We start from the raw sequence: 20,089 nt of genomic DNA, 5'->3' as shown, positions 1-20,089 counted from the left end.
TGTCTCCTGCCCGTTACGCGGCCGGGAGGACGATGTCGCGGACGAGCGCGTCGAGCTTGGCGTCGGCGTCGAGGAACTGCCGCAAGGTCGTCACCGTCGCACCGAACCGGTCGAACTCGTCGATCGTCATGCCGTCCTCGTCGTAGCCACGGGCGAACTCCGGAGTGGCCGCACGCAGCGCGTCGAGCACGTGCGCGGGGACCTCGTCGTCGATCGCGTCCGGACGGAACGGGAACGCGTTGTCGTTGATGTCCTTCGACCACTGGAACGGCGGCGAGACGACGAGGTCACCGCCCTGGAACTCGGACCACTGCAGGGCGTTCCGGAACGCCGCGACGAGCACGCGCGACCGGAAGCCGCGCGCCTGGAAGATCCGGTAGGCGTTCTTCACGGCGGCGACACCGGCCCACTCCAGGTACCCGGGATCGATCATCACGTGCTCGCGCTGCACGACGGTCTTGAGCCAGTCGTCGAACCGCCCGGCCATGAGCGTGACGACGTGCCCGAACTCCTGGTCCTCGAGTCCGTCGGCGGCACGACGGTCGAGCGCACGCTCGATGGCCTCCCCGACGGCGACGACCTGCGGCACCGTGAACGACACGGTCGCGTTGATCGAGACACCGCGGTAGGCGGCCTCCTCGATCGCGGCGATGCCGACCTTCGTGGCGGGGATCTTCACGATGACGTTCGGCGCGAGCTGCGAGAACCGCACGGCCTGCTCGACGAGCGCGTCGGCGTCGCGGTGGAAACGGGGGTCTGTCTGCATCGAGAGCCGACCGTTGCGACCACCCGAGGCCTCGAACGCGGGCAGGAGCTGCGCGGCCGCGGCGACGGAGAGCTCCTCGACGGCCTTCCAGCCGATCCAGGACTCCCCCGCGGTCGGGTTCTCGGCCGCGATCTCGCGGATGCGCGGCTCCCAGGTCTCCGGATCCTGCTTGATGCACGTGTACGCGATCACCGGGTTGCAGGTGGCCCCGACCGCGCCGTACTCGTTGATCGCAGTCGAGAGCTCGCGGGGGTCCGCCGAGTCGTTCCACAGCGCGGTGACCGTCTGCGAGGCGGCCTGCAGCGTCACGGGGCGCGTGTCGACGTCGGTGGTCGCCGGTGTCTCGAGGGTGTTCGTCATCGGTGGAGTCCCTTCTTGATCGTGTCGAGCTGGAACCTCGACACCTCGTCGGCGTTCTCGTCCTCGGCGAAGACGCTCGAGACGGCGACGGTGTCCTCGCGGGCGGTGAAGCCCACTCGGTCGAGGGCCGTCCAGAACGCGTCGAAGTCGACGTCGGCCTGACCGACCGGCAGGTGCTGGTGCACGCGCACGGGGTTGCCCGGCGGGTTCGTGATGTAGCGGAGGCCGTGCGAACGACGGTGGTCGTAGGCGTCGGCGACGTGGACGAGCTGCAGCGAGTCGCCCGCCGCGTCGATGATCTCGTCCATGTTGCCGCCGTAGTGGAACGTGTGGCAGGAGACGTAGACGAAGCCGACGCTCTTCGAGTTGAGACCGCGGATGACGCGGAGCGCCTCGAGGCCGTCCTCTACGAAGTCGTCGGGATGCGGGTCGATGAGGACGCGGATCCCGGAGTCCTCGATGATCGGCAGGAGCTCCTCCATCGCCCAGTAGAACTGGTCCTCGGACTCCTCGGCACGCTCGGGGCGGCCGGAGAACTCGGTGTTGATCGTGTCCACGCCGAGGCGCTTCGTGATCTCGATGACGCGCTTCCACTTCTTCACGGCGGCCTCGCGGGCCTCGCGGTCCGGACCCGACCAGCGCAGGACGGGCAGGACCGACGCGACCTGGACGCCCGCCGCCGTGCACGCCGCCGCGAACGCGTCGACGAGCTCGTCGTCGGCCTTGGGGTGACGGTAGAACGGGATGAAGTCCTTGTGCGGGGTGAGCTGCAGGTGCTCGTACCCCAGGTCGGCGACCTTCTTCGGGAACTCGAGCAGCTCCAGGTCGTGGTGGAACGGGGTCGGGTCGAGGGCGATCTTCGGCACGGGCTACGCCTCCGTGAGCGCCGTGTCGTCGGCCGTCGCGTAGAACGCCGGCTTCGCGACCGCGTACTCGATCGTCTCGAGCGCACCGGACTGCTGCGCCCGCACGGCGACCTCGGCGACGACGGACGCCGTGTAGCCGTCCCAGGCGCTCGGGCCGTCGATGCCGCCGAGCCGGGCCGCGTCGACCCAGCGCTGGACCTCCTCGTCGTAGGCGGCGCCGAAGCGCTCCTTGAACGACGGCGTGACGCCCTGCGAGGACCGGCCGGCCGACACGATCGTCTGCGACGTCTCACGCCCGATGTACGCGACGCCGGACTCGAACACGGCGTCGGTCGTGACCTGGTAGCCGAACTGGGCGTTGACGTTGATCTCGACGATCGCCATCGTGCCGGACGTGGTGGTGAACAGGACGAACTGCGGCTCGGGCAGGTCGGCCGGCGCGAGGGAGTTCTTGCGCGGCTTCTTGACCTCGACCTGCGTGATCGCCTCGCCCGTGAGGAACGGGATGATGTCGATCTCGTGGATCACCGAGTCGTGGATGAGCATCGACTCGTTGAAGTTCGGCGGAGTCGTCGGGTTGCGGTGCGCGTGGTGCAGGGCGAGCAGAGCGCCGTTGGCACCGGACTCGCGGAGCGCCTTGAGCTCCTTGTACCCGGCGTCGAAGCGGCGCATGAACCCGACCTGGATCTTCGGACGGTCGGCGTGCTGCTGCTCGAGCTCGACGATGCGGAGCGAGTCCTCGGCGCTGGTGGTGAGCGGCTTCTCGCACAGCACGGTGAGGCCGCGCTCGAGGGCGGTGACGAGGATCGGCTCGTGCAGGAAGCCCGGGGTCGCGATGATGACGCCGTCGATCTCGGTCCGGTCGAGCGCCTCCTCGAAGGACGCGGCGGTGACGGCGCCGGGAGCGAGGGCGGCGGCGGCCTGGGCGCGGGCCTCGTCCGGCTCGACGACGGCGACGACGTCGGCGTTCGAGATCTTGGCGGTGATGCGACGGACGTGGTCGGCGCCCATCATGCCGGCGCCGACGACGGCGACGCGGAGGTTGTCGGTGGTGCTCATGCTCTACTCCTGCTGTGGTGTGGTGGATGGCGCCGCGTCAGGAGGCGCGGGCGGCGGACGTGGACCCGAGGATGTGCCGGAAGGTGCGGTCCGCGATGGGGCCGGGGGCGTCGACCGAGCAGCCGTACATGTCCTGCTCGACGATGCCGAAGACGTCCGGGTTGATCTGCGCGACGGCCTCGATGATCGGTGCGAGCTCCGGCGTGCCGTGCGGCGGCTCCGTCATGATGCCCTGCGACACGGCGGTGGCGAACGGCACGTCGTTCTTCAGCACGTCGAACAGCAGGTCGGTGTCGACCTGCTTGAGGTGCAGGTACCCGATGCGCTCGGGGTGCTCGGCGATCAGCTTGAGGTTGTCGCCGCCGTAGTACGCGAAGTGGCCGGTGTCGAGGCAGAGGTTCGTGTACTCCGGGTTCGTCACCTCGAGGAACCGCACGGTCTCCTTGTAGGTGCCGACGTGGCTGTCGGCGTGCGTGTGGAACTGCTGGTGGACGCCGAACTCCTCGAGCAGCGCCTTGCCGAGCTGGTCGTGGCCCTTCCCGAGCCGGTCCCACTGCTCGTCGGTCAGCGTCCGCGGTTCCAACACCTCGGAGGTGGCGTCCGAGCGCCACAGGTCCGGGATCGTGACGAGGTGCTCGGCGCCGAGCTTCGACGCGAGACCGGCCACCGCCACGGCCTGGTCCCAGGCGCGCTGGAACTGGTCCTCGCCCTTGTGGAACCCGGTGAACACGGTGCCGGCGGACAGCTTGAGCCCGCGGGACTCGAGCTCGTCCTGCAGCTGCGAGGGGTCGGTCGGCAGGTACCCGTACGGCCCGAGCTCGATCCATCGGTACCCGGCGGCCTGCGCTTCGTCGAGGAAGCGCTGCCACGGGACCTGCTTCGGGTCGTCCGGGAACCAGACGCCCCACGAGTCGGGTGCGGTGCCGATGCGGATCGAGGCAGGGGCCGCGTCCGTTGACGGGGCTCCGATGGGGGTGGCGGTGTCGGTCATGACGTCGCTGTCGCTTTCTCTCTCAGGGATTCAACCGAGCAGCGGACGCTGCGCGGCGACCCGCTGCTCGTAGTCGGTGCGTGCCTGCCGGGTGCTCGACAGCGTCGAGGTCTGGGCGACCGGGACGTCCCACCAGCCGTCGCCCTCGGGGGCGTAGACCAGCGGGTCGGAGTTGATGTGCACGAGGGTGGTGTGGTCGTTCGCCTTGGCCTGGCGCACCGCGGCCTTGAGGTCCTCGATGGCGTTCGGTCCGGGTTCGACCTCGATGACGTCGACGCCGTACGAGCGGGCGTTCGCGGCGAGGTCGACGGGCAGCGGGTCGCCGTTCTCGAACGACTGCGTCTCGTCCAGGTACCGGTACCTCGTGCCGTAGCGCTCGGAGCCGACGGTCTCGGACAGGTGCCCGATCGACGCGTACCCGTGGTTCTGGATGAGGACCACGATGATCTTGATGCCCTCGGCCACGGCGGTGACCAGCTCCGTGTGCAGCATCAGGTACGAGCCGTCGCCGACCATGACGATCGCGTCACGGTCCGGCGCGCCGCGGCGGACGCCGATGCCGCCGGCGATCTCGTAGCCCATGCACGAGAACGCGTACTCGACGTGGTAGCCGAGCTCGTCGCGTACCCGCCAGAGCTTGTGCAGGTCGCCGGGCAGCGACCCTGCGGCCTGGATGACGACGTCGCGGGGGTCGGAGACCGACTGCACGGCGCCGATGATCTCGGGCTGGCCCGGCAGTGCGTTGCCGGACGGCGCGAACGCGGCGTCGACCGTCGCGTCCCACTCCTGCTTGCGCGCGGCGATCTCGGTCGCGTAGCCCGCGTCCACCGAGTACGACGCGAGTTCCGTCGCGAACGCGAGCAGCGCCTCCCGTGCGTCCGCGATGAGCGGGAGCTGCGAACCGTGCTTGTACGCGTCGAACGCTGCGACGTTCACGTTGACGAACGTGACGTCCGGGTTCTGGAACGCGGTGCGCGACGCCGTCGTGAAGTCGCTGTACCGCGTGCCGATCCCGATGACGACGTCGGCCTGGGCCGCGATGGCGTTCGCCGCCGCGGTGCCGGTCGCTCCGATGCCGCCGAGGTACTGCGGGTGGTCCCAGGGCAGGGAGCCGCCGCCTGCCTGCGAGGTGCCGACCGGGATCCCGGTGGCCTCGACGAACTCCCGCAGCGCGGTGCTCGCGTCGGAGTACAGCACGCCACCACCGGCGACGATCACCGGGCGCTTCGCGTTCCGGATCGCCGCGACGGCGCGCGCGAGCGGGCCGTGCTCGGGCAGCGGCCGGCGGATGTGCCACTCGCGCGGCTGCAGGAACGCCTCGGGCACGTCGAACTGCTCGGCCTGCACGTCCTCCGGCAGGGCGATCGTCACGGCGCCGGTCTCGGCGGGATCGGTGAGCACCCGCATCGCGGCGAGGGCGATGGAGAAGAGCTGCTCCGGACGCTCGACCCGGTCGAAGTAGCGTGACAGCGGGCGGAACGCGTCGGTCACCTGCAGCGAGGTGTCGTGCGGCAGTTCGATCTGCTGGAGCACCGGGTCGGTGGTGCGGGTCGCGAAGGTGTCCGACGGCAGCAGGAGCGCGGGCAGACGGTTCGTCGTCGCGAGGGCCGCGGCGGTGAGCATGTTCGCGGCACCGGGGCCGACGGACGCCGTCGCGGCGAAGGTGGCGCGGCGGCGGTGCATGCGGGCGAACCCGACGGCCTCGTGCACCATCGCCTGTTCGTTGCGCGCCTGGTGGTACGGCAGCAGCCCGGGCTGCTCGACGTGGAGCTGCTTGATGGCCTGGCCGACACCGGCGACGTTGCCGTGGCCGAAGATGCCGAAGATCCCCGGAACGGTGCGTTCGCGGACGTCGCCGTCGACGGTCCACTGGTTGGCGAGGAACTCGACGAGTGCCTGGCCGACGGTCATCCGACGCGTCGCGCTCATCGGGAGGGCTCCTTCTCGTACGGCAGGCGCGGGTCGAGCTGCTCGCTCGTCCAGGCCTGGCGGACCCAGCCGTGCGCCGGGTCGTCGGTGATGTTCCAGACACGTTCCGGGTCCGGTCCGGCCATCACGTTGAGGTAGTACATGTCGTAGCCGGGCGCGGCGACCGCGGGACCGTGCCAGCCGTGCGGGACGAGCGCGATGTCACCGGTGCGGACCTCACGGAACTCGTCGATCGGCCGGTCGTCCGAGGCGTAGGTGCGGTGCAGCGCGAACGGGTCGGCGACGTCCGGGGCGATGCGCTCGAGACCGCGGGACACCGCGGATTCGTAGTAGTAGATCTCCTCGAGGTTCGACTCCTCGCCGGGCACGTTCGTGTCGTGCTTGTGGGGCGGGTACGACGACCAGTTGCCGGCCGGCGTGATGACCTCGCACACGATGAACTTCACGGCGTCGAGGGCGGCCGGGGTGCCGAAGTTGTGCACCTGGCGGCTCGACTGGCCGGCGCCCCGGAGCTCCACCGGCACGTCCTGCCGCGCCACGTAGGTGGTCGGCTTGACCGTCTCGGTGGGCGCCTCGGCGACCGCCAGCCGACCGGACCCGGTGATCCGGGCCTCCGATCCGGAACCGAGGTAGAGGACGTCCGTGGGTCCTTCGAAGACCCCGCCACGTCCCTCCAGAGCCTGTTCGCCGGTCCCGGCGTCGCCCGCGTAGGCGACGTGGAAGGCCCCGGCGAGCGGCACGACGATGCGTTCCACGGCGTCGCCCTGGAGGCGCAGCTCGCCTCCGTCGGCGAGCGTGCCGGTCCGCAGACCGGTGTGCGCCCACCCCTCGACCCGCCCGTCGACCACGTCCGTCCAGCCGTCCTCCGGACGGCTGCCCGCGCGGATGAACCAGTTGTCGTTCGACATGTCCGTGCTCGCGTCCGCGCTCAGGCGTTCGACGGGAAGCCGAGGTTGATGCCGCCGTGCGACGGGTCGAGCCAGCGGCTCGTGATCGCCTTCTGGCGCGTGAAGAAGCTCACGCCGTCGGCGCCGTACGCCTTGTGGTCGCCGAACAGCGAGTTCTTCCAGCCGCCGAACGAGTAGTACGCGACCGGGACGGGGATGGGCACGTTGATGCCGATCATGCCGACCTGCACGTCGCGCTGGAAGCGACGGGCGGCGCCGCCGTCGTTGGTGAAGATGGCCGTGCCGTTGCCGAACGCGCCGCTGTTGATGAGCTCGAGGCCCTCCTCGTAGCTGGCGACGCGGACCACCGCGAGCACCGGGCCGAAGATCTCCTCGGTGTAGACGCGGCTGGTGGTGGGCACCTTGTCGATCAGCGTCGGGCCCAGCCAGAAGCCGTTCTCGTCGCCGTCGGGTCGGACGGTGCGGCCGTCCACCACAACCACCGCACCGTCCTGCTCGGCGACCTCGATGTACGAGGCGACCTTGTCGCGGTGCTGCTTGGTGACGAGCGGTCCCATGTCGCAGCCGCGGCGTCCGTCACCGATGCGCAGCGTGGCCGCGCGTTCCGTGATCTTCTCGATGAGCTCGTCCGCCACGGGTTCGACGGCGACGACGACCGAGATCGCCATGCAGCGCTCACCGGCGGAGCCGAAGCCCGCGTTGATGGCGTTGTCCGCGACGAGGTCGAGGTCGGCATCGGGCAGGACGAGCATGTGGTTCTTCGCGCCGCCGAGGGCCTGCACGCGCTTGCCGTGCTTCGTGCCGGTCTCGTAGACGTACTGGGCGATCGGGGTGGAGCCGACGAACGAGATCGACTCGACGTCCGGGCTGGTGAGCAGTCCGTCGACGGAGAGCTTGTCGCCGTTCAGCACGTTGAAGACGCCGTCGGGGAGACCTGCCTCCTTGAACTTCTCGGCGAGCCAGATGGCGGCGCTCGGGTCCTTCTCGGAGGGCTTGAGCACCACGGTGTTGCCCGCGGCGATCGCGATCGGCAGGAACCACAGCGGGACCATCGCCGGGAAGTTGAACGGCGAGATGATGCCCACGACGCCGAGGGGCTGCCGGATCGAGTACACGTCGATGCCGGTCGAGACCTGGTCGGAGAACTCGCCCTTCATCAGGCTCGGGATGTTCGTGGCGAGCTCCACCACCTCCTGCCCGCGGGCGATCTCGCCGAGGGCGTCGTCGAGGACCTTGCCGTGCTCGCTCGTGATGATCTCGGCGAGCTCGGCCTTGTCGCGGTTGAGGATCTCGCGGAAGGAGAACAGGATCGCCTGGCGCTTCGCCAGCGACAGGTTGCTCCACTTCGGGAACGCCGCCTTGGCGCTCGCGATCGCGGCCTGGATCTCGTCCTCGTTCGCCAGGGCGACCTGCTTCGTGGCGACGCCGAGCGCGGGGTCGTACACGGGCGCCGTGTTGCCGGACCGCGACGCGACGCGCGCACCGTCGATCCAGTGTCCGACGGTGGTGGTGGCGGTCTCCGTGATGGTCATGCGTTCGTTCCTTCGAGTGTGGTGGTGGACACGTTCTCGTGCGTGGTGTCGGTGGTGGCGCCGGGGGCCGCGCCCGGGTGGACGAGGCCCGAGGCCACGTCCACGGCGGAGGCGACGTCGCCGTCCGGCGGGTAGAGCAGGGTGCGGCCGACGACGAGCCCGCGCACACCGGGGAGCGCGAGGGCGTCGGCCCACTTCGCGTACGTCTCGAGCGGGCGGCTCGACGGGTCGCCGCCGAGCAGCAGCGTCGGCAGCGTGGTCGCCGCCATCACCCGCTCCATGTCGTCGACGACGGGGATCTTCAGCCAGCTGTAGGCGCTCGACTCCCCCAGTCCCGCCGCGATCGCCATCGAGGTGATGACCGCGTCGGCAGTCAGGTCGTTGACGATCTTGTCGTGCTTCCACTCCGACATGAACGGCTCGAGCATGATCGGCAGCCGGTGCTCCGCGGCCTCGGTGACGGCGCGTGCGGTGGCCTCGAGGGTGGGCGCGGTGCCGCCGTCGGCGAGGTTGATCCGGACGAGCAGCTTCGCGAAGTCGAAGCCGGCGTCCGCGATGGCCTTCGCCGAGTACGCGGTGTACCGGTCGTCCATCTCGAAGCTGGCGCCACGGAGCCCCCCGCGGTTCATCGAGCCGACGACGACCTTGCCGTCGAGGGCACCGAGGAGGGCGAGGTCCTCGAGGATGTCCGGCGTGCCGAGCACCCCGTCGACCCCGGGCCGGCCGAGCGCGGTGACGAGGCGCTCGAGCAGGTCGTACCGGTCGGCCATCGCGGACTCGTCGTCGCGGACCGCCAGGGCACCGCGTGCGGGGTGGTCGGCGGCGACGATGAAGAGCTTGCCGTCGTCGGCGAGCAGGTCGCGCTTGCGGCGTGCGTCGAGCGTCTGCTTGACGAGACCGGGCTGCGTGGCGCGGATGTCGCGGAGGCGCTGGAAGTCAGCGGCGCTGATCTCAGGCATCGACCTTCTCCTCGGTGTTCGTTTCGTCTGCGTGGTTCGTCCCCTCGGCCGGGTTCGACCGGATGAACGCCCCGATCTCGTCGCTCGTCGGCATCGCCGTGGAGCACTCGAAGCGGGTGGCGACGATGGCGCCGGCGGCGTTGGCGAAGGCGAGGATGCGCTCGAGCCCCCAGCCCTCCAGCAGACCGTGGGTGAGTGCACCGCCGAAGCCGTCGCCCGAGCCGAGGCCGTTGACGACGTCGATGTGGTGCGGCCGGAACTCGACGAACTCGTCGCGGGTCTTCGCGAGGACGCCCTTGGGGCCCTGCTTCACGATGGCGATCTCAACACCGCGCTCGAGCAGTGCGTCGGCGGCGCGCACGGGGTCGGTCTCACCGACGGCGACCTCGCACTCCTCGCGGTTGCCGACGGCGACGGTGGCGTGCTCGAGGGCGATCGCGACCTCGCGCGTCGCCGCCGCGGGGCTCGACCAGAACATCGAGCGGTAGTCGAGATCCAGGACGGTGTGCTGCTTGGTGGTGCTCGTGGACGCGCTCCGCGCCTCGAACGCGGCGTGGTGCGCCTGGCGGCTCGGCTCCTCGCTCAGACCGGTGACCGTGGTCCAGAAGATCTTCGCCCGCTCGATCTCGTGCAGCGGGAGGGACTTCGCCGTGATCATGAGGTCCGGCGCCTTCGGAGCCCGGTAGAAGTACAGCGGGAAGTCGTCCGGCGGGAAGATCTCGCAGAACGCGACGGGGGTGTTCAGCCCCTCGATGGTCTCGACGAAGGTGTTCGCGACGCCGAACTCCGGCAGGGTGCGGGCGATGTAGCGGCCGAACGGGTCGTTGCCCGTGCGGGTGATGACGGCGGCGTCGGCCCCGTGGCGGGCCGCGGCGATGGCGACGTTCGTGGCGCTGCCGCCGACGGACTTCGAGAAGGTCGAGACGTCTTCCAGCGGACCCGTCTGTTGCGGGTAGATGTCGACGCTCACGCGACCCATGGTGATCACGTCGTAGGCGTGGGGAGCTCGGTTCGTCATGCGACGTGGTGGACCTTCCGTGCGGCTTCATCGGCGGACGATCACGACTGTACACCTTGTTTGCCCTAATGTCATGACATGGATTCGGACGGCCCTGGAGGCGCGGTGTCGGTGGGTCCTGGGAGGGTCACGGCATGCAGATCCTCGCCCTGGTCATCGGAGTCGTGATCGGCGTCGCCGTCGGTGCCGTCGTCGCCTGGTCGCTCGCCCGTTCCCGCGCCGGCGTGGACGCCGCCACGGCGCGGGCGACCGCCGGCGCGCTCCGCGAGCAGCTCGACGGGGTGCGTCGCGACGCCGAGGAACGGCTCGAGGCGCAGGACACGCAGTACCGACGGCAGGTCGACTCACTCGAACGACGAGCCGCCGAACTCGAGCACCTCGTGCAGCGCATGCACGGCGCCGACGCCGCGCGGGTGCAGGGCGAGTCGAAGGTCCTCTCCGCGCTCAGCCCGGTCGCACAGACCCTCGACGTCATGCGCGCCAAGATCGCCGAGCTCGAGCAGTCGCGCAGTGAGCAGTACGGCGCGATCTCCGCGCAGCTCCGGTCGGCCGCCGAATCGGAAGAGCGGCTCCGGGCCACCGCGGACACGCTCGCGAGCGCACTGTCGTCGAACAGCACGCGCGGCGTCTGGGGCGAGACGCAGCTGCGGAACGTCGTTGAGGCAGCCGGCCTCCTCGAGCGGGTGGACTTCGACGTGCAGTCGTCGGTGACCACGTCGGCGGGGGCCGCCCGTCCCGACATGATCGTGCACCTCCCCGGCGGCAAGACCATCGCCGTCGACGCCAAGGTCCCCTTCAGCGCCTACCTGCAGGCAGCAGAGATCCCGGCGAGCGCGACGGGCGCCGAGGGTGCCCGCCGTGACGAACTGATCGCCCAGCACGTCAAGGCGCTCCGGGCGCACGTCGACGCCCTGGCCGCGCGGGAGTACTGGTCCGGGTACGACGCCTCTCCCGAACTCACGGTCGCGTTCATCCCGTCCGAGTCACTCGTCTCGAGCGCCCTCGCCGCCGACCCCGGACTGCTCGACCACGCCTTCCGCAAGCGGGTCGCGCTCGCGTCGCCCGTGACGCTCTGGTCGGTGCTGAAGACCGTGGCGTTCTCGTGGCAGCAGGACGTCCTCACGGCCGAGGCGCGCGAGCTCTTCCGGGTCTCCCGTGAGCTCCACGGGCGACTGTCGACCATGGCCGGGCACGTCGACAAGCTGGGGCGCGCGATCCGCGGCACCGTCGTCGACTACAACCGCTTCGTGGGATCGCTCGAGCGCCAGGTGCTGCCGAGTGCCCGGCGACTGTCACTGCTCGACGAGTCGAAGGTCATCGCGGACCCGTCGTCGATCGAGGACGAACCGCGACTCCTCACCGCGCCGGAGCTCGTCGGCGCCGTCGACCGCGACGACTGACCGCCCGGTCAGCGGATCAGAACCACTTCTCGGCGCGGTGGTCGGCCTGGATCCGACGGATCGTGTTCGACCGGGAGCGGAGCACGAGCGAGTCCGTGTGGATGACGCCGCGCGAACGCCGGACGCCGTCCACGAGCACGCCGTCGGTGACACCCGTCGCGACGAAGAACGTGTTGTCACCCGTGACGAGGTCGTCCTGGTCGAGGACCTTGTCGAGGTCGTGCCCGGCGGCGATCGCCTTCTCGCGTTCCTCGTCGTCCTTCGGCTGCAGCTTGCCGAGGATCACACCGCCGAGCGCCTTGATCGCACACGCCGTGATGATGCCCTCCGGGGTACCGCCGACACCGACGCACATGTCGATCGTCGATCCCGGCAGCGCCGCCGCGATCCCACCGGCGACGTCCCCGTCGAGCAGCAGGCGCGTACCGGCACCCGTGGCACGGATCGCGCGGATCAGTTCGTCGTGACGGGGCCGGTCGAGGACCGCGATCTGCATGTCCTCGAGGTCCTTGCCCTTCGCCTTGGCCAGCGCCCGGATGTTGTCGCCGATCGGCTTCTGGAGGTCCAGGACACCACGACCCTCGGGCCCAGCGGCGATCTTGTCCATGTAGAACACCGCGGACGGGTCGTACATCGAACCCCGGTCGGACACGGCCATCACCGAGATCGCGTTCTGACGGCCCGCAGCGGTCAGGCTGGTGCCGTCGATCGGGTCCACCGCGATGTCGCAGGCCGGCCCGTGCCCGTTGCCGACGTGCTCGCCGTTGTAGAGCATCGGGGCGTTGTCCTTCTCGCCCTCGCCGATCACGACGACACCGTCGAAGTTCACCGTGCCGAGGAACTTCCGCATCGCGTCCACGGCAGCACCGTCCGCGAGGTTCTTCTCACCCCGACCGACCCACGGCTGCGCACGGATCGCCGCGGCCTCCGTCGCACGCACGAGCTCGAGCGCCAGGTTGCGATCGGGCTGGAGGAACAGGCTGCCGGTTTCCGTCGTGGGAGTCACGGCTGTCAGCCTACCGATGGTGGTCGGGTCACACTCCAGTCCGGCTGACTAGGCTCGGCCTGGACACCATCACGTCGAAGGAGATCCCAGTGCCCATCGCAACGCCGGAACAGTACGCCGAGATGATCGAACGAGCGAAGGCCGGCAAGTTCGCGTACCCCGCCGTCAACGTGTCGTCGTCGCAGACGATCAACGCGGTCCTCCAGGGCCTCGCCGAGGCGGGCTCGGACGGCATCCTCCAGGTGACCACGGGCGGCGCCGACTACTTCGCCGGCCACACCGTGAAGAACCGTGCCGCTGGTGCGCTCGCGATGGCGAAGTTCGCCCACGAGGTCGCGAAGAACTACGACATCACGGTCGCGCTCCACACCGATCACTGCCCGAAGGACGCCCTCGACGGCTTCGTCCTGCCGCTCATCGCCGCGAGCGAGGAAGAGGTCCGCGCCGGCCGCAACCCGATCTTCCAGTCGCACATGTGGGACGGCTCGGCCGTGCCGCTCGACGAGAACATCGAGATCGCCAAGACCATGATCGAGAAGACGCGGAACATCAACGCGATCCTCGAGGTCGAGATCGGCGTCGTCGGCGGCGAGGAGGACGGCGTCCAGCACGAGGGCACCAACGACGCGCTCTACACCACCCCCGGCGACGTCGAGAAGGTCGTCGACGCGCTCGGCCTCGGCGACCACGGCCGCTGGATCGCCGCGCTCACCTTCGGCAACGTGCACGGCGTCTACAAGCCCGGCAACGTCAAGCTCCGTCCCGAGCTGCTCGGTGAGATCCAGGCCTCGGTCGCCGCGAAGCACGGCACCGGGGAGAACCCCCTCGACCTCGTCTTCCACGGCGGCTCGGGTTCCACGGACGACGAGATCCACGAGGCCGTCCGCAACGGCGTCATCAAGATGAACATCGACACGGACACGCAGTACGCGTTCACCCGCTCGATCGCCGACTCGATGTTCCGGAACTACGACGGCGTCCTCAAGGTCGACGGCGAGGTCGGCAACAAGAAGCAGTACGACCCGCGCGCCTGGGGCAAGGTCGCGGAGACCGCCATGGCCGCCCGCGTCGTCGAGGCCGCGAAGGTGCTCGGCTCGGCCGGTCACACCCAGGGCTGATTCTCCGGCCTGGAGGAACGGGGCGCGTCCGACAGGACGCGCCCCGTTCTGCGTCTGGTCGCCGTCACCGCGTGCCACGATGGTCGGGTGACCGCCGACGCCATCGCCTCCGAGTTCGCCCAGTACGTCACCGAGTCCCCCACCGCGTTCCACGCGGCGGCCGCGGCACGGGACCGACTCGTCGCGGCGGGCTTCACCGAGCTGTCCGAGCTCGACGCCTGGCCGACGTCCCCCGGTGCGTACGTGGTGGTCCGCGACGGTGCCGTGATCGCGTGGCGGCTGCCCGAGGGGGCAACGGTGACCACACCGTTCCGGATCCTCGGCGCGCACACGGACTCCCCCGGCTTCCGCGTCAAGCCGAACCCGGGCGTGCGGACGGGCGGTTGGGAGCAGCTCAACGTCGAGGTCTACGGCGGAGCGCTCCTCTCCACCTGGTTCGACCGGGACCTCCGGATCGCCGGCCGGGTCGTCGACGCCGACGGTTCGGTCCGCCTGGTGTCGACCGACGCCGTCGCCCGGATCCCGAACCTTGCGATCCACCTGGACCGCGGGGTCAACGACGGCAAGGAGATCGACCGCCAGCGACACACGCTGCCGATCGTCGGCGTGGACGGTGAGGCCGGCGGGTCCGACGTCGTGTCCTGGCTGCGGGCGCGTCTCGGCGAGGACGCCGTGTCGTGGGACCTCTTCCTCGCGGACACGCAGGCGCCGTGCCGGATCGGCATCGACCGCGAGTTCCTCGCCTCGGGGCGGATGGACAACCTGACGAGCGTGCACGCGGGGATCCGCGGGATCGTGGACGCCCCCACCGATGGGGACCACGTCCCGGTGTTCGCCGCCTTCGACCACGAGGAGATCGGGTCGTCGACGCCGTCCGGCGCGGGCGGACCGTTCCTCGAGGACGTCCTCGGCCGCGTGCAGGAGGGTCTCGGCGCGTCCCGTTCCGACGCCGCACGGGCGTTCCGGGCATCGTGGCTGCTGTCGAGCGACGCCGGTCACCTCGTGCACCCGAACCAGCCGGAGAAGCACGACCCGACGAACCGCCCGCGCCCCGGCGGCGGCCCGCTCCTGAAGATCAGCGCGAACCAGCGCTACATGACCGAGGCGAAGGGCGAGGCGGTGTGGTCCGCGGCGTGCGACACCGCGGGCGTGCCGTGGCAGCCCTTCGTCAACGTGAACACGATCCCGGGCGGCTCGACGATCGGCCCGATCGCGGCGACCCGACTCGGGATCCCGACGATCGACATCGGCGTCGGACTGCTGTCGATGCACTCGATCCGGGAGCTCGTGCACGTGGACGACCTCGCCGCTCTGCACGGCGCCGTCGCGGCGTTCCTCGCCGGGTAGGCGGGGTTCGCCGCGGTCGGGATCAGCCCCCGGCCATCCGCTGCAGGTAGGCGGCGAACTGCGGGTCCTGGAAGATGACGACCATCACCGGCACCATGCCGAGCACCGTGGCGACGACCCCGCCGACGAGCGGGACCCAGAACGTCCATCGCCGGGCACGGAGCCGCCGGATCGACCACCAGACGACGAGCACGAACACCACGACGAGCACGACCGCGCGCACGAGCACCGCGGACGACAGCGCCGCGGGGTCCGACAGGTCGGTGTACTGCTGTTCGACGACCGTCCGGATGGTCGATGCCGTCGTGCCCACGGACAGCGACTCGATCACGGACCAGAGCCCGATCACGAGCAGGCCGACGGTCAGCACGAAGTCGAGCGGCGAGGCGCCGAACCGCCCGGCGGCCGGAGCTGCACGCCCCACCCCGGTCGCGCCCGACGGAGCACCGGCACGGTGATCGCGGGGCGCCTCGCGTGCCGCCTGCTCGCGCAGCGCGCGGGAGCGTTCCTCCTGCTCGCGCCGCTCCTGCTCGACGAGCACCGGGTTGACCCAGCCCTCGGGTGCGTACTCGCCGTACCCGGGTGCCGGGCGGCCGTGGACCCGACCGTCCGGGGTGCCGGCGCCCGACGTGGCGGGGGTGCGCCGCGCCTCCAGGCCGTCGGACGGGTCGGCGAGGTGACCCGGATCGCGTGCCGGCACCGCCGACCAGTCGTCCGTCCCGCGCGGTTCGTCGCCACTCATCGGCGACGCCCGCCGAGCGCGCGCGTCGGGTTGCCCGAGGCGTCGGTGCGGAGCTCCTTCGGGAGCGAGAACATGAGGTCCTCGTGCGCGGTCACCACCTCTTCGACGGTGCCGTAGCCGGCGTCAGCGAGCTGGTCGAGGACCTCGGCGACGAGTTCCTCGGGCACGGAGGCGCCGCTCGTGACCCCGACGGTGCGGACGCCGGCGAGCCAGTCCTGCTCGATCTCGGAGGCGTAGTCGACGCGGTGCGCGGCCTTCGCACCGTGCTCGAGCGCGACCTCGACGAGGCGGACGCTGTTCGACGAGTTCGCGGAGCCGACCACGATCACGAGGTCCGCCGCGGGGGCGACCTTCTTGATCGCGACCTGACGGTTCTGGGTGGCGTAGCAGATGTCGTCCGACGGCGGGTTCTCGATCGTGGGGAACTTCTCGCGGAGCAGACGGACGGTCTCCATCGTCTCGTCGACGCTCAGCGTGGTCTGCGACAGCCAGACGAGGTTGTCGGGGTCGGGGACCTCGAGCGCGGCGACGTCCTCCGGACCGTTGACCAGGATCGTGCGCTCGGGCGCGTGGCCCATCGTGCCCTCGACCTCTTCGTGGCCGGCGTGCCCGATGAGGATGATCGTGCGCTCGGCCTTCGCGAAGCGCGTCGCCTCGCGGTGGACCTTCGTGACGAGCGGGCACGTGGCGTCGATGGCGTGCAGGTCGCGGTCCGCGGCGCCGGCGACCACCGCGGGCGACACGCCGTGCGCGCTGAACACCACGTGCGAGCCGCGCGGGACCTCGGCGACGTCGTCGACGAACACCGCTCCCCGCTGCTCGAGCGTCGAGACGACGTGGACGTTGTGGACGATCTGCTTCCGGACGTACACCGGCTCGCCGTACTGCTCGAGCGCCTTCTCGACGGCCACGACTGCGCGGTCGACACCGGCGCAGTAGCCGCGGGGCGCCGCGAGCAGGACCTTCTTCGTGCCGGCGACCGGTTCGTCCCGCAGCCGGCCGCGCGCCGCGAGCAGCCGCGGCGGGGCGAGCGGGACCGTGCGGCCGTTGGTGATCGTCACGTCCCCGATGATAGGTGAGCGGATCCCCCGCGGGCTGGGCGTGCGCGGGGACCGGTGTCGTCGGTGTCCGGCAGGATTGGACGGCACCAGCGCGTGAGGAGCTTGCATGGCGATCGAACAGGGACCCCCGACGGCCGACAACCCGTGGCCGGTGGCGCTGCTCGGCGTCAAGCTGCGGGACTGGATCGACCGGCTCGGCACCGCCTGGGTCGAGGGCGAGATCACCCAGTGGAACGTCGCCGGCGGCAACGTCTACGGCAAGCTCAAGGACGTCGAGATCGACGCGACGGTGTCGTTCTCGATCTGGTCGAGCGTGCGCTCCCGGGTGCCGGCGGACCTCAAGCAGGGTGACCGGGTGGTCGCGGCCGTCAAGCCGAACTACTGGGTCAAGGGCGGCTCGCTGACGATGCAGGTCGTCGAGATGAAGCACGTCGGCCTCGGCGACCTGCTCGAACGGCTCGAGCGGCTCCGGCGAACCCTCGGCGAAGAGGGCCTCTTCGACCCGTCGCGGAAGAAGCGGCTGCCGTTCCTGCCGCACCGCATCGGCCTGATCACCGGCAAGGACTCCGACGCCGAGAAGGACGTCAAACGCAACGCCCAGCTGCGGTGGCCGCAGGTCGAGTTCCGCACGATCCACACCGCGGTCCAGGGCGAACGGACCGTCGGCGAGGTCACGGCCGCGATCCTCGAACTGGACGCCGACCCCTCGGTCGACGTGATCATCGTCGCGCGCGGTGGCGGTGACTTCCAGAACCTGCTCGGTTTCAGCGACGAGGGGCTCGTGCGCGCCGCGGCCGCAGCGTCCACGCCGATCGTCTCGGCCATCGGGCACGAGGCCGACCGTCCGATCCTCGACGAGGTGGCGGACCTCCGCGCCTCCACCCCGACGGACGCCGCGAAGCGCGTGGTGCCCGACGTCGCCGAGGAGCTCGCGAACGTCCGGCAGGCCCGGGCACGCCTCGGTCTCCGGCTGTCGCACACCCTGTCGGTCGAGGCCGACCGGATCGCGGCCCTGCGCTCCCGGCCGGCGCTGGCGTCCACCGCGTGGCTCGTCGACACCCGCGCAGAAGAGGTGGCGCGCGACCTGTCGCGTGCCCGGGAACTCCTCGACCGACGACTCGAACGCTCGCACGCGGACGTCGGGCACCTCACCGCGCGGCTGCGGGCGCTTTCGCCTCGGGACACGCTCCGGCGCGGCTACGCCATCGTGCAGACGACCGACGGCGGGGTCGTCCGGGGCGCGGAGGACCTCTCCGGCGCGACACCGGTGCACGTGACGCTCGGGGCGGGGACGGCGACGGGGACCCTCGAGCCGGACGGGCCGGGGCCGGACGGAGCCTGACGGTTCTCCACAGGTCCCGTCCTGTGGGCCGCACGTCGGTGCGCGCTCGGTAGGATCGAGGGGTGTCATCCCAGCAGGAACCCGAGCAGGCCGACGTCCAGTCGCTGAGCTACGAAGCCGCGCGCGACGAACTCGTGCGCGTCGTCGCCGAGCTCGAGCAGGGTTCCGCGACGCTGGAACGCTCTCTGTCGCTGTGGGAGCGGGGCGAGTCCCTCGCCGCCCGGTGCGAGGAGTGGCTGGTCGGTGCCCGTGCACGGCTCGACGCCGCGCGGGCCGCATCGGCGTCCGAGGACGGTGCCGCCCGATGACCGACGCCGACGGCCGCCCGATCGTCGCCGAGCTCGGTCGCCCCGAGACGCCTGAGGAGACCTGGGCCCGGAAGGACGCCGCCCGCACCGCCCGGCGGCAGCACCAGACGGCGTTCAACCTCGTCATCGCCCTGATCGCGTCGCTCGGCATCGTGCTGTTCCTCGTCGCGGTCGTCGTCCGGCCGAACACCCCGGTGGCCGACCGAACGGTGGACTACCGGCAGGTCGCGTCCCAGGCGAAGGTGCCCGGCGTGACGCTCGCCGCGCCGGCGCTGCCGAAGGGCTACTCGTCGAACCGGGCCGACTACCAGGACAAGACGACCGACGGCGTCAGCGTGTGGACCGTGGGCTTCATCACCCCGGACAAGCAGTACATCGGTCTGCAGCAGGGCATCGAGGCGAACGCGACGTGGGTCTCGAACCAGCTCGACCAGCACGCGGCCACCGGCTCCCGAACCATCGCGGGCACGAAGTGGACCGTGTACGACCGCCGGGCCGAGGGTGACGACGCCGGGAACCAGGCGTACTCCCTGGTGTCGACGTTCGGGAAGAACACCATCGTCCTGTCCGGCACCGCCGACGACTCGTCGTTCCGGACCGTCGCGACCGCCGTCGGCGAACAGCTCGGCTCGTAGTCCGCCCACCGCAGCAGCCCACCCCCGATCACGAGGAACCACATGCCCGATCGCGCCGCCTCCACCCCGTCCGACGCCCTCCGCCTCCTCGTCGAGGGCAACGCCCGCTTCGCCGCGGACAAGCGCCGCACCGGCCGGATCGACCCGGACCGCCGATCGGAGCTCCAGGGGTCCCAGGCGCCGTTCGCCACGGTCCTGGGCTGCTCCGACTCCCGCGTGCCGTTCGAGCACGTCTTCGACGCCGGCATCGGTGACCTCTTCGCGATCCGCAACGCCGGACAGATCGTCGACGACGTCGTGCTCGGGTCGATCGAGTTCGCGGTCGTCGCGCTCGGCACCCCGCTCGTGGTCGTGCTGCGCCACACGAAGTGCGGCGCCGTCGCCGCGGCGCGCTCCGGCGAGCCCGTCCCCGCTCCGCACCTGCAGGCCCTCGTCGACGCCATCGCCCCGAGCGTCGAGCGCGTGCGCACCAGCGACGCCGACGTCCCCCAGGAATCGGTCGGCGCGGCGCACCTCGAAGCCACGCTGCGCCAGGTGATCGAGCGTTCAGGCGCCGTCTCCGACGCGATCGCCGAGGGTAGATTGGCCGTCGTCGGCGCGACCTACGACCTCACCACGGGCGAGGTGGCCATCGACACCGTCGTCGGCCAGGCCTGATCGGCCGACACGACGAGAAGTCCCGGGCACCAGCGGGACATCCCACCAGCCGGTGCGACCGCAGCCGGCGAGCACCCCAGGAAGG

At 70.7% G+C, this 20,089-nt stretch carries 19 protein-coding genes; 7 read left to right on the top strand and 12 right to left on the bottom strand.

Annotation, left to right across the window (positions count from 1 at the left end):
• Nucleotides 1-13: 13 nt before the first annotated feature.
• The 9 genes from HP507_RS11275 to iolC are packed head-to-tail and all read right to left on the bottom strand — an operon-like array spanning nucleotide 14 to nucleotide 10,388.
• A complete protein-coding gene (locus tag HP507_RS11275; protein WP_217508712.1) occupies nucleotides 14-1,126 on the bottom strand; it encodes a transaldolase family protein in 1,113 nt (370 codons plus the stop codon).
• Nucleotides 1,123-1,992 carry a sugar phosphate isomerase/epimerase family protein gene (locus HP507_RS11270; RefSeq protein WP_175351883.1) on the bottom strand — a complete coding sequence of 290 codons (870 nt, stop codon included), beginning with the start codon at nucleotides 1,990-1,992 and terminating at the stop codon, nucleotides 1,123-1,125. The genes HP507_RS11275 and HP507_RS11270 overlap by 4 nt, the downstream gene beginning before the upstream one ends.
• A gap of 3 nt (nucleotides 1,993-1,995) precedes the next feature.
• Nucleotides 1,996-3,051 (bottom strand): Gfo/Idh/MocA family protein, encoded by a 1,056-nt coding sequence (locus tag HP507_RS11265; protein ID WP_175351882.1) that lies wholly within the window; start codon nucleotides 3,049-3,051, stop codon nucleotides 1,996-1,998.
• 37 nt (nucleotides 3,052-3,088) lie between these two features.
• The gene (locus HP507_RS11260; protein WP_175351881.1) at nucleotides 3,089-4,042 is read right to left on the bottom strand and encodes a sugar phosphate isomerase/epimerase family protein; all 954 of its coding nucleotides are present in this window, start codon (nucleotides 4,040-4,042) and stop codon (nucleotides 3,089-3,091) included.
• A gap of 30 nt (nucleotides 4,043-4,072) precedes the next feature.
• A complete protein-coding gene (gene iolD / locus HP507_RS11255) occupies nucleotides 4,073-5,971 on the bottom strand; it encodes a 3D-(3,5/4)-trihydroxycyclohexane-1,2-dione acylhydrolase (decyclizing) (RefSeq protein ID WP_175351880.1) in 1,899 nt (632 codons plus the stop codon).
• Nucleotides 5,968-6,879, bottom strand: a complete 912-nt coding sequence (iolB, locus tag HP507_RS11250) for a 5-deoxy-glucuronate isomerase (RefSeq protein ID WP_175351879.1) — start codon at nucleotides 6,877-6,879, stop codon at nucleotides 5,968-5,970. The genes iolD and iolB overlap by 4 nt, the downstream gene beginning before the upstream one ends.
• Before the next feature lie 20 nt (nucleotides 6,880-6,899).
• A complete protein-coding gene (locus tag HP507_RS11245; protein WP_175351878.1) occupies nucleotides 6,900-8,411 on the bottom strand; it encodes a CoA-acylating methylmalonate-semialdehyde dehydrogenase in 1,512 nt (503 codons plus the stop codon).
• Nucleotides 8,408-9,370, bottom strand: a complete 963-nt coding sequence (locus HP507_RS11240; RefSeq protein WP_246328653.1) for a class I fructose-bisphosphate aldolase — start codon at nucleotides 9,368-9,370, stop codon at nucleotides 8,408-8,410. The genes HP507_RS11245 and HP507_RS11240 overlap by 4 nt, the downstream gene beginning before the upstream one ends.
• Nucleotides 9,363-10,388 (bottom strand): 5-dehydro-2-deoxygluconokinase, encoded by a 1,026-nt coding sequence (gene iolC / locus HP507_RS11235; RefSeq protein WP_175351877.1) that lies wholly within the window; start codon nucleotides 10,386-10,388, stop codon nucleotides 9,363-9,365. The genes HP507_RS11240 and iolC overlap by 8 nt, the downstream gene beginning before the upstream one ends.
• A 134-nt stretch (nucleotides 10,389-10,522) precedes the next feature.
• Between iolC and HP507_RS11230 the strand changes: the two genes are divergently transcribed.
• Nucleotides 10,523-11,788 carry a DNA recombination protein RmuC gene (locus tag HP507_RS11230; protein ID WP_175351876.1) on the top strand — a complete coding sequence of 422 codons (1,266 nt, stop codon included), beginning with the start codon at nucleotides 10,523-10,525 and terminating at the stop codon, nucleotides 11,786-11,788.
• 16 nt (nucleotides 11,789-11,804) lie between these two features.
• On the opposite strand, the gene glpX is transcribed toward HP507_RS11230, so the two are convergent.
• On the bottom strand, nucleotides 11,805-12,794 hold the full coding sequence (glpX, locus tag HP507_RS11225; protein WP_175351875.1) for a class II fructose-bisphosphatase: 990 nt from the start codon (nucleotides 12,792-12,794) through the stop codon (nucleotides 11,805-11,807).
• Nucleotides 12,795-12,883: 89 nt separating this feature from the next.
• Between glpX and fbaA the strand changes: the two genes are divergently transcribed.
• Both fbaA and HP507_RS11215 read left to right on the top strand, forming a co-directional pair.
• On the top strand, nucleotides 12,884-13,912 hold the full coding sequence (fbaA, locus tag HP507_RS11220; RefSeq protein WP_175351874.1) for a class II fructose-bisphosphate aldolase: 1,029 nt from the start codon (nucleotides 12,884-12,886) through the stop codon (nucleotides 13,910-13,912).
• An 87-nt stretch (nucleotides 13,913-13,999) separates the two neighbouring features.
• A complete protein-coding gene (locus HP507_RS11215) occupies nucleotides 14,000-15,259 on the top strand; it encodes a M18 family aminopeptidase (RefSeq protein ID WP_175351873.1) in 1,260 nt (419 codons plus the stop codon).
• A 22-nt stretch (nucleotides 15,260-15,281) separates the two neighbouring features.
• Here HP507_RS11215 and HP507_RS11210 read toward each other — a convergent pair whose 3' ends face one another.
• On the bottom strand, nucleotides 15,282-16,001 hold the full coding sequence (locus tag HP507_RS11210) for a DUF6264 family protein (RefSeq protein ID WP_175351872.1): 720 nt from the start codon (nucleotides 15,999-16,001) through the stop codon (nucleotides 15,282-15,284).
• Nucleotides 15,998-17,062 carry a 4-hydroxy-3-methylbut-2-enyl diphosphate reductase gene (locus HP507_RS11205; RefSeq protein WP_271207174.1) on the bottom strand — a complete coding sequence of 355 codons (1,065 nt, stop codon included), beginning with the start codon at nucleotides 17,060-17,062 and terminating at the stop codon, nucleotides 15,998-16,000. The genes HP507_RS11210 and HP507_RS11205 overlap by 4 nt, the downstream gene beginning before the upstream one ends.
• A gap of 106 nt (nucleotides 17,063-17,168) precedes the next feature.
• Between HP507_RS11205 and xseA the strand changes: the two genes are divergently transcribed.
• From xseA to HP507_RS11185, 4 genes are all read left to right on the top strand, one after another.
• Entirely contained in the window at nucleotides 17,169-18,404 is a 1,236-nt protein-coding gene (gene xseA, locus HP507_RS11200) for an exodeoxyribonuclease VII large subunit (RefSeq protein ID WP_175351871.1), read from the top strand.
• Between the two features lie 62 nt (nucleotides 18,405-18,466).
• Complete coding sequence (locus HP507_RS11195; RefSeq protein ID WP_175351870.1) at nucleotides 18,467-18,712, top strand: exodeoxyribonuclease VII small subunit; 246 nt, start codon at nucleotides 18,467-18,469, stop codon at nucleotides 18,710-18,712.
• Nucleotides 18,709-19,347 carry a DUF4245 domain-containing protein gene (locus HP507_RS11190; protein WP_175351869.1) on the top strand — a complete coding sequence of 213 codons (639 nt, stop codon included), beginning with the start codon at nucleotides 18,709-18,711 and terminating at the stop codon, nucleotides 19,345-19,347. The genes HP507_RS11195 and HP507_RS11190 overlap by 4 nt, the downstream gene beginning before the upstream one ends.
• A 42-nt stretch (nucleotides 19,348-19,389) precedes the next feature.
• On the top strand, nucleotides 19,390-20,004 hold the full coding sequence (locus HP507_RS11185; protein WP_175351868.1) for a carbonic anhydrase: 615 nt from the start codon (nucleotides 19,390-19,392) through the stop codon (nucleotides 20,002-20,004).
• Nucleotides 20,005-20,089 lie beyond the last annotated feature (85 nt).

Source organism: Curtobacterium pusillum (assembly GCF_013359865.1).
GTDB lineage: Bacteria > Actinomycetota > Actinomycetes > Actinomycetales > Microbacteriaceae > Curtobacterium > Curtobacterium pusillum.
This window is presented reverse-complemented; position numbering and strand designations above follow the sequence as displayed.

What these genes read in the sequence shown, in the direction of transcription:
- HP507_RS11275 (WP_217508712.1), bottom strand. Translation starts at nt 1,126, where the DNA reads ATGACGAACACCCTCGAGACACCGGCGACCACCGACGTCGACACGCGC.
- HP507_RS11265 (WP_175351882.1), bottom strand. Translation starts at nt 3,051, where the DNA reads ATGAGCACCACCGACAACCTCCGCGTCGCCGTCGTCGGCGCCGGCATG.
- HP507_RS11260 (WP_175351881.1), bottom strand. Translation starts at nt 4,042, where the DNA reads ATGACCGACACCGCCACCCCCATCGGAGCCCCGTCAACGGACGCGGCC.
- iolD (WP_175351880.1), bottom strand. Translation starts at nt 5,971, where the DNA reads ATGAGCGCGACGCGTCGGATGACCGTCGGCCAGGCACTCGTCGAGTTC.
- iolB (WP_175351879.1), bottom strand. Translation starts at nt 6,879, where the DNA reads ATGTCGAACGACAACTGGTTCATCCGCGCGGGCAGCCGTCCGGAGGAC.
- HP507_RS11245 (WP_175351878.1), bottom strand. Translation starts at nt 8,411, where the DNA reads ATGACCATCACGGAGACCGCCACCACCACCGTCGGACACTGGATCGAC.
- HP507_RS11240 (WP_246328653.1), bottom strand. Translation starts at nt 9,370, where the DNA reads ATGCCTGAGATCAGCGCCGCTGACTTCCAGCGCCTCCGCGACATCCGC.
- iolC (WP_175351877.1), bottom strand. Translation starts at nt 10,388, where the DNA reads ATGACGAACCGAGCTCCCCACGCCTACGACGTGATCACCATGGGTCGC.
- HP507_RS11230 (WP_175351876.1), top strand. Translation starts at nt 10,523, where the DNA reads ATGCAGATCCTCGCCCTGGTCATCGGAGTCGTGATCGGCGTCGCCGTC.
- HP507_RS11210 (WP_175351872.1), bottom strand. Translation starts at nt 16,001, where the DNA reads ATGAGTGGCGACGAACCGCGCGGGACGGACGACTGGTCGGCGGTGCCG.
- xseA (WP_175351871.1), top strand. Translation starts at nt 17,169, where the DNA reads ATGGCGATCGAACAGGGACCCCCGACGGCCGACAACCCGTGGCCGGTG.
- HP507_RS11190 (WP_175351869.1), top strand. Translation starts at nt 18,709, where the DNA reads ATGACCGACGCCGACGGCCGCCCGATCGTCGCCGAGCTCGGTCGCCCC.
- HP507_RS11185 (WP_175351868.1), top strand. Translation starts at nt 19,390, where the DNA reads ATGCCCGATCGCGCCGCCTCCACCCCGTCCGACGCCCTCCGCCTCCTC.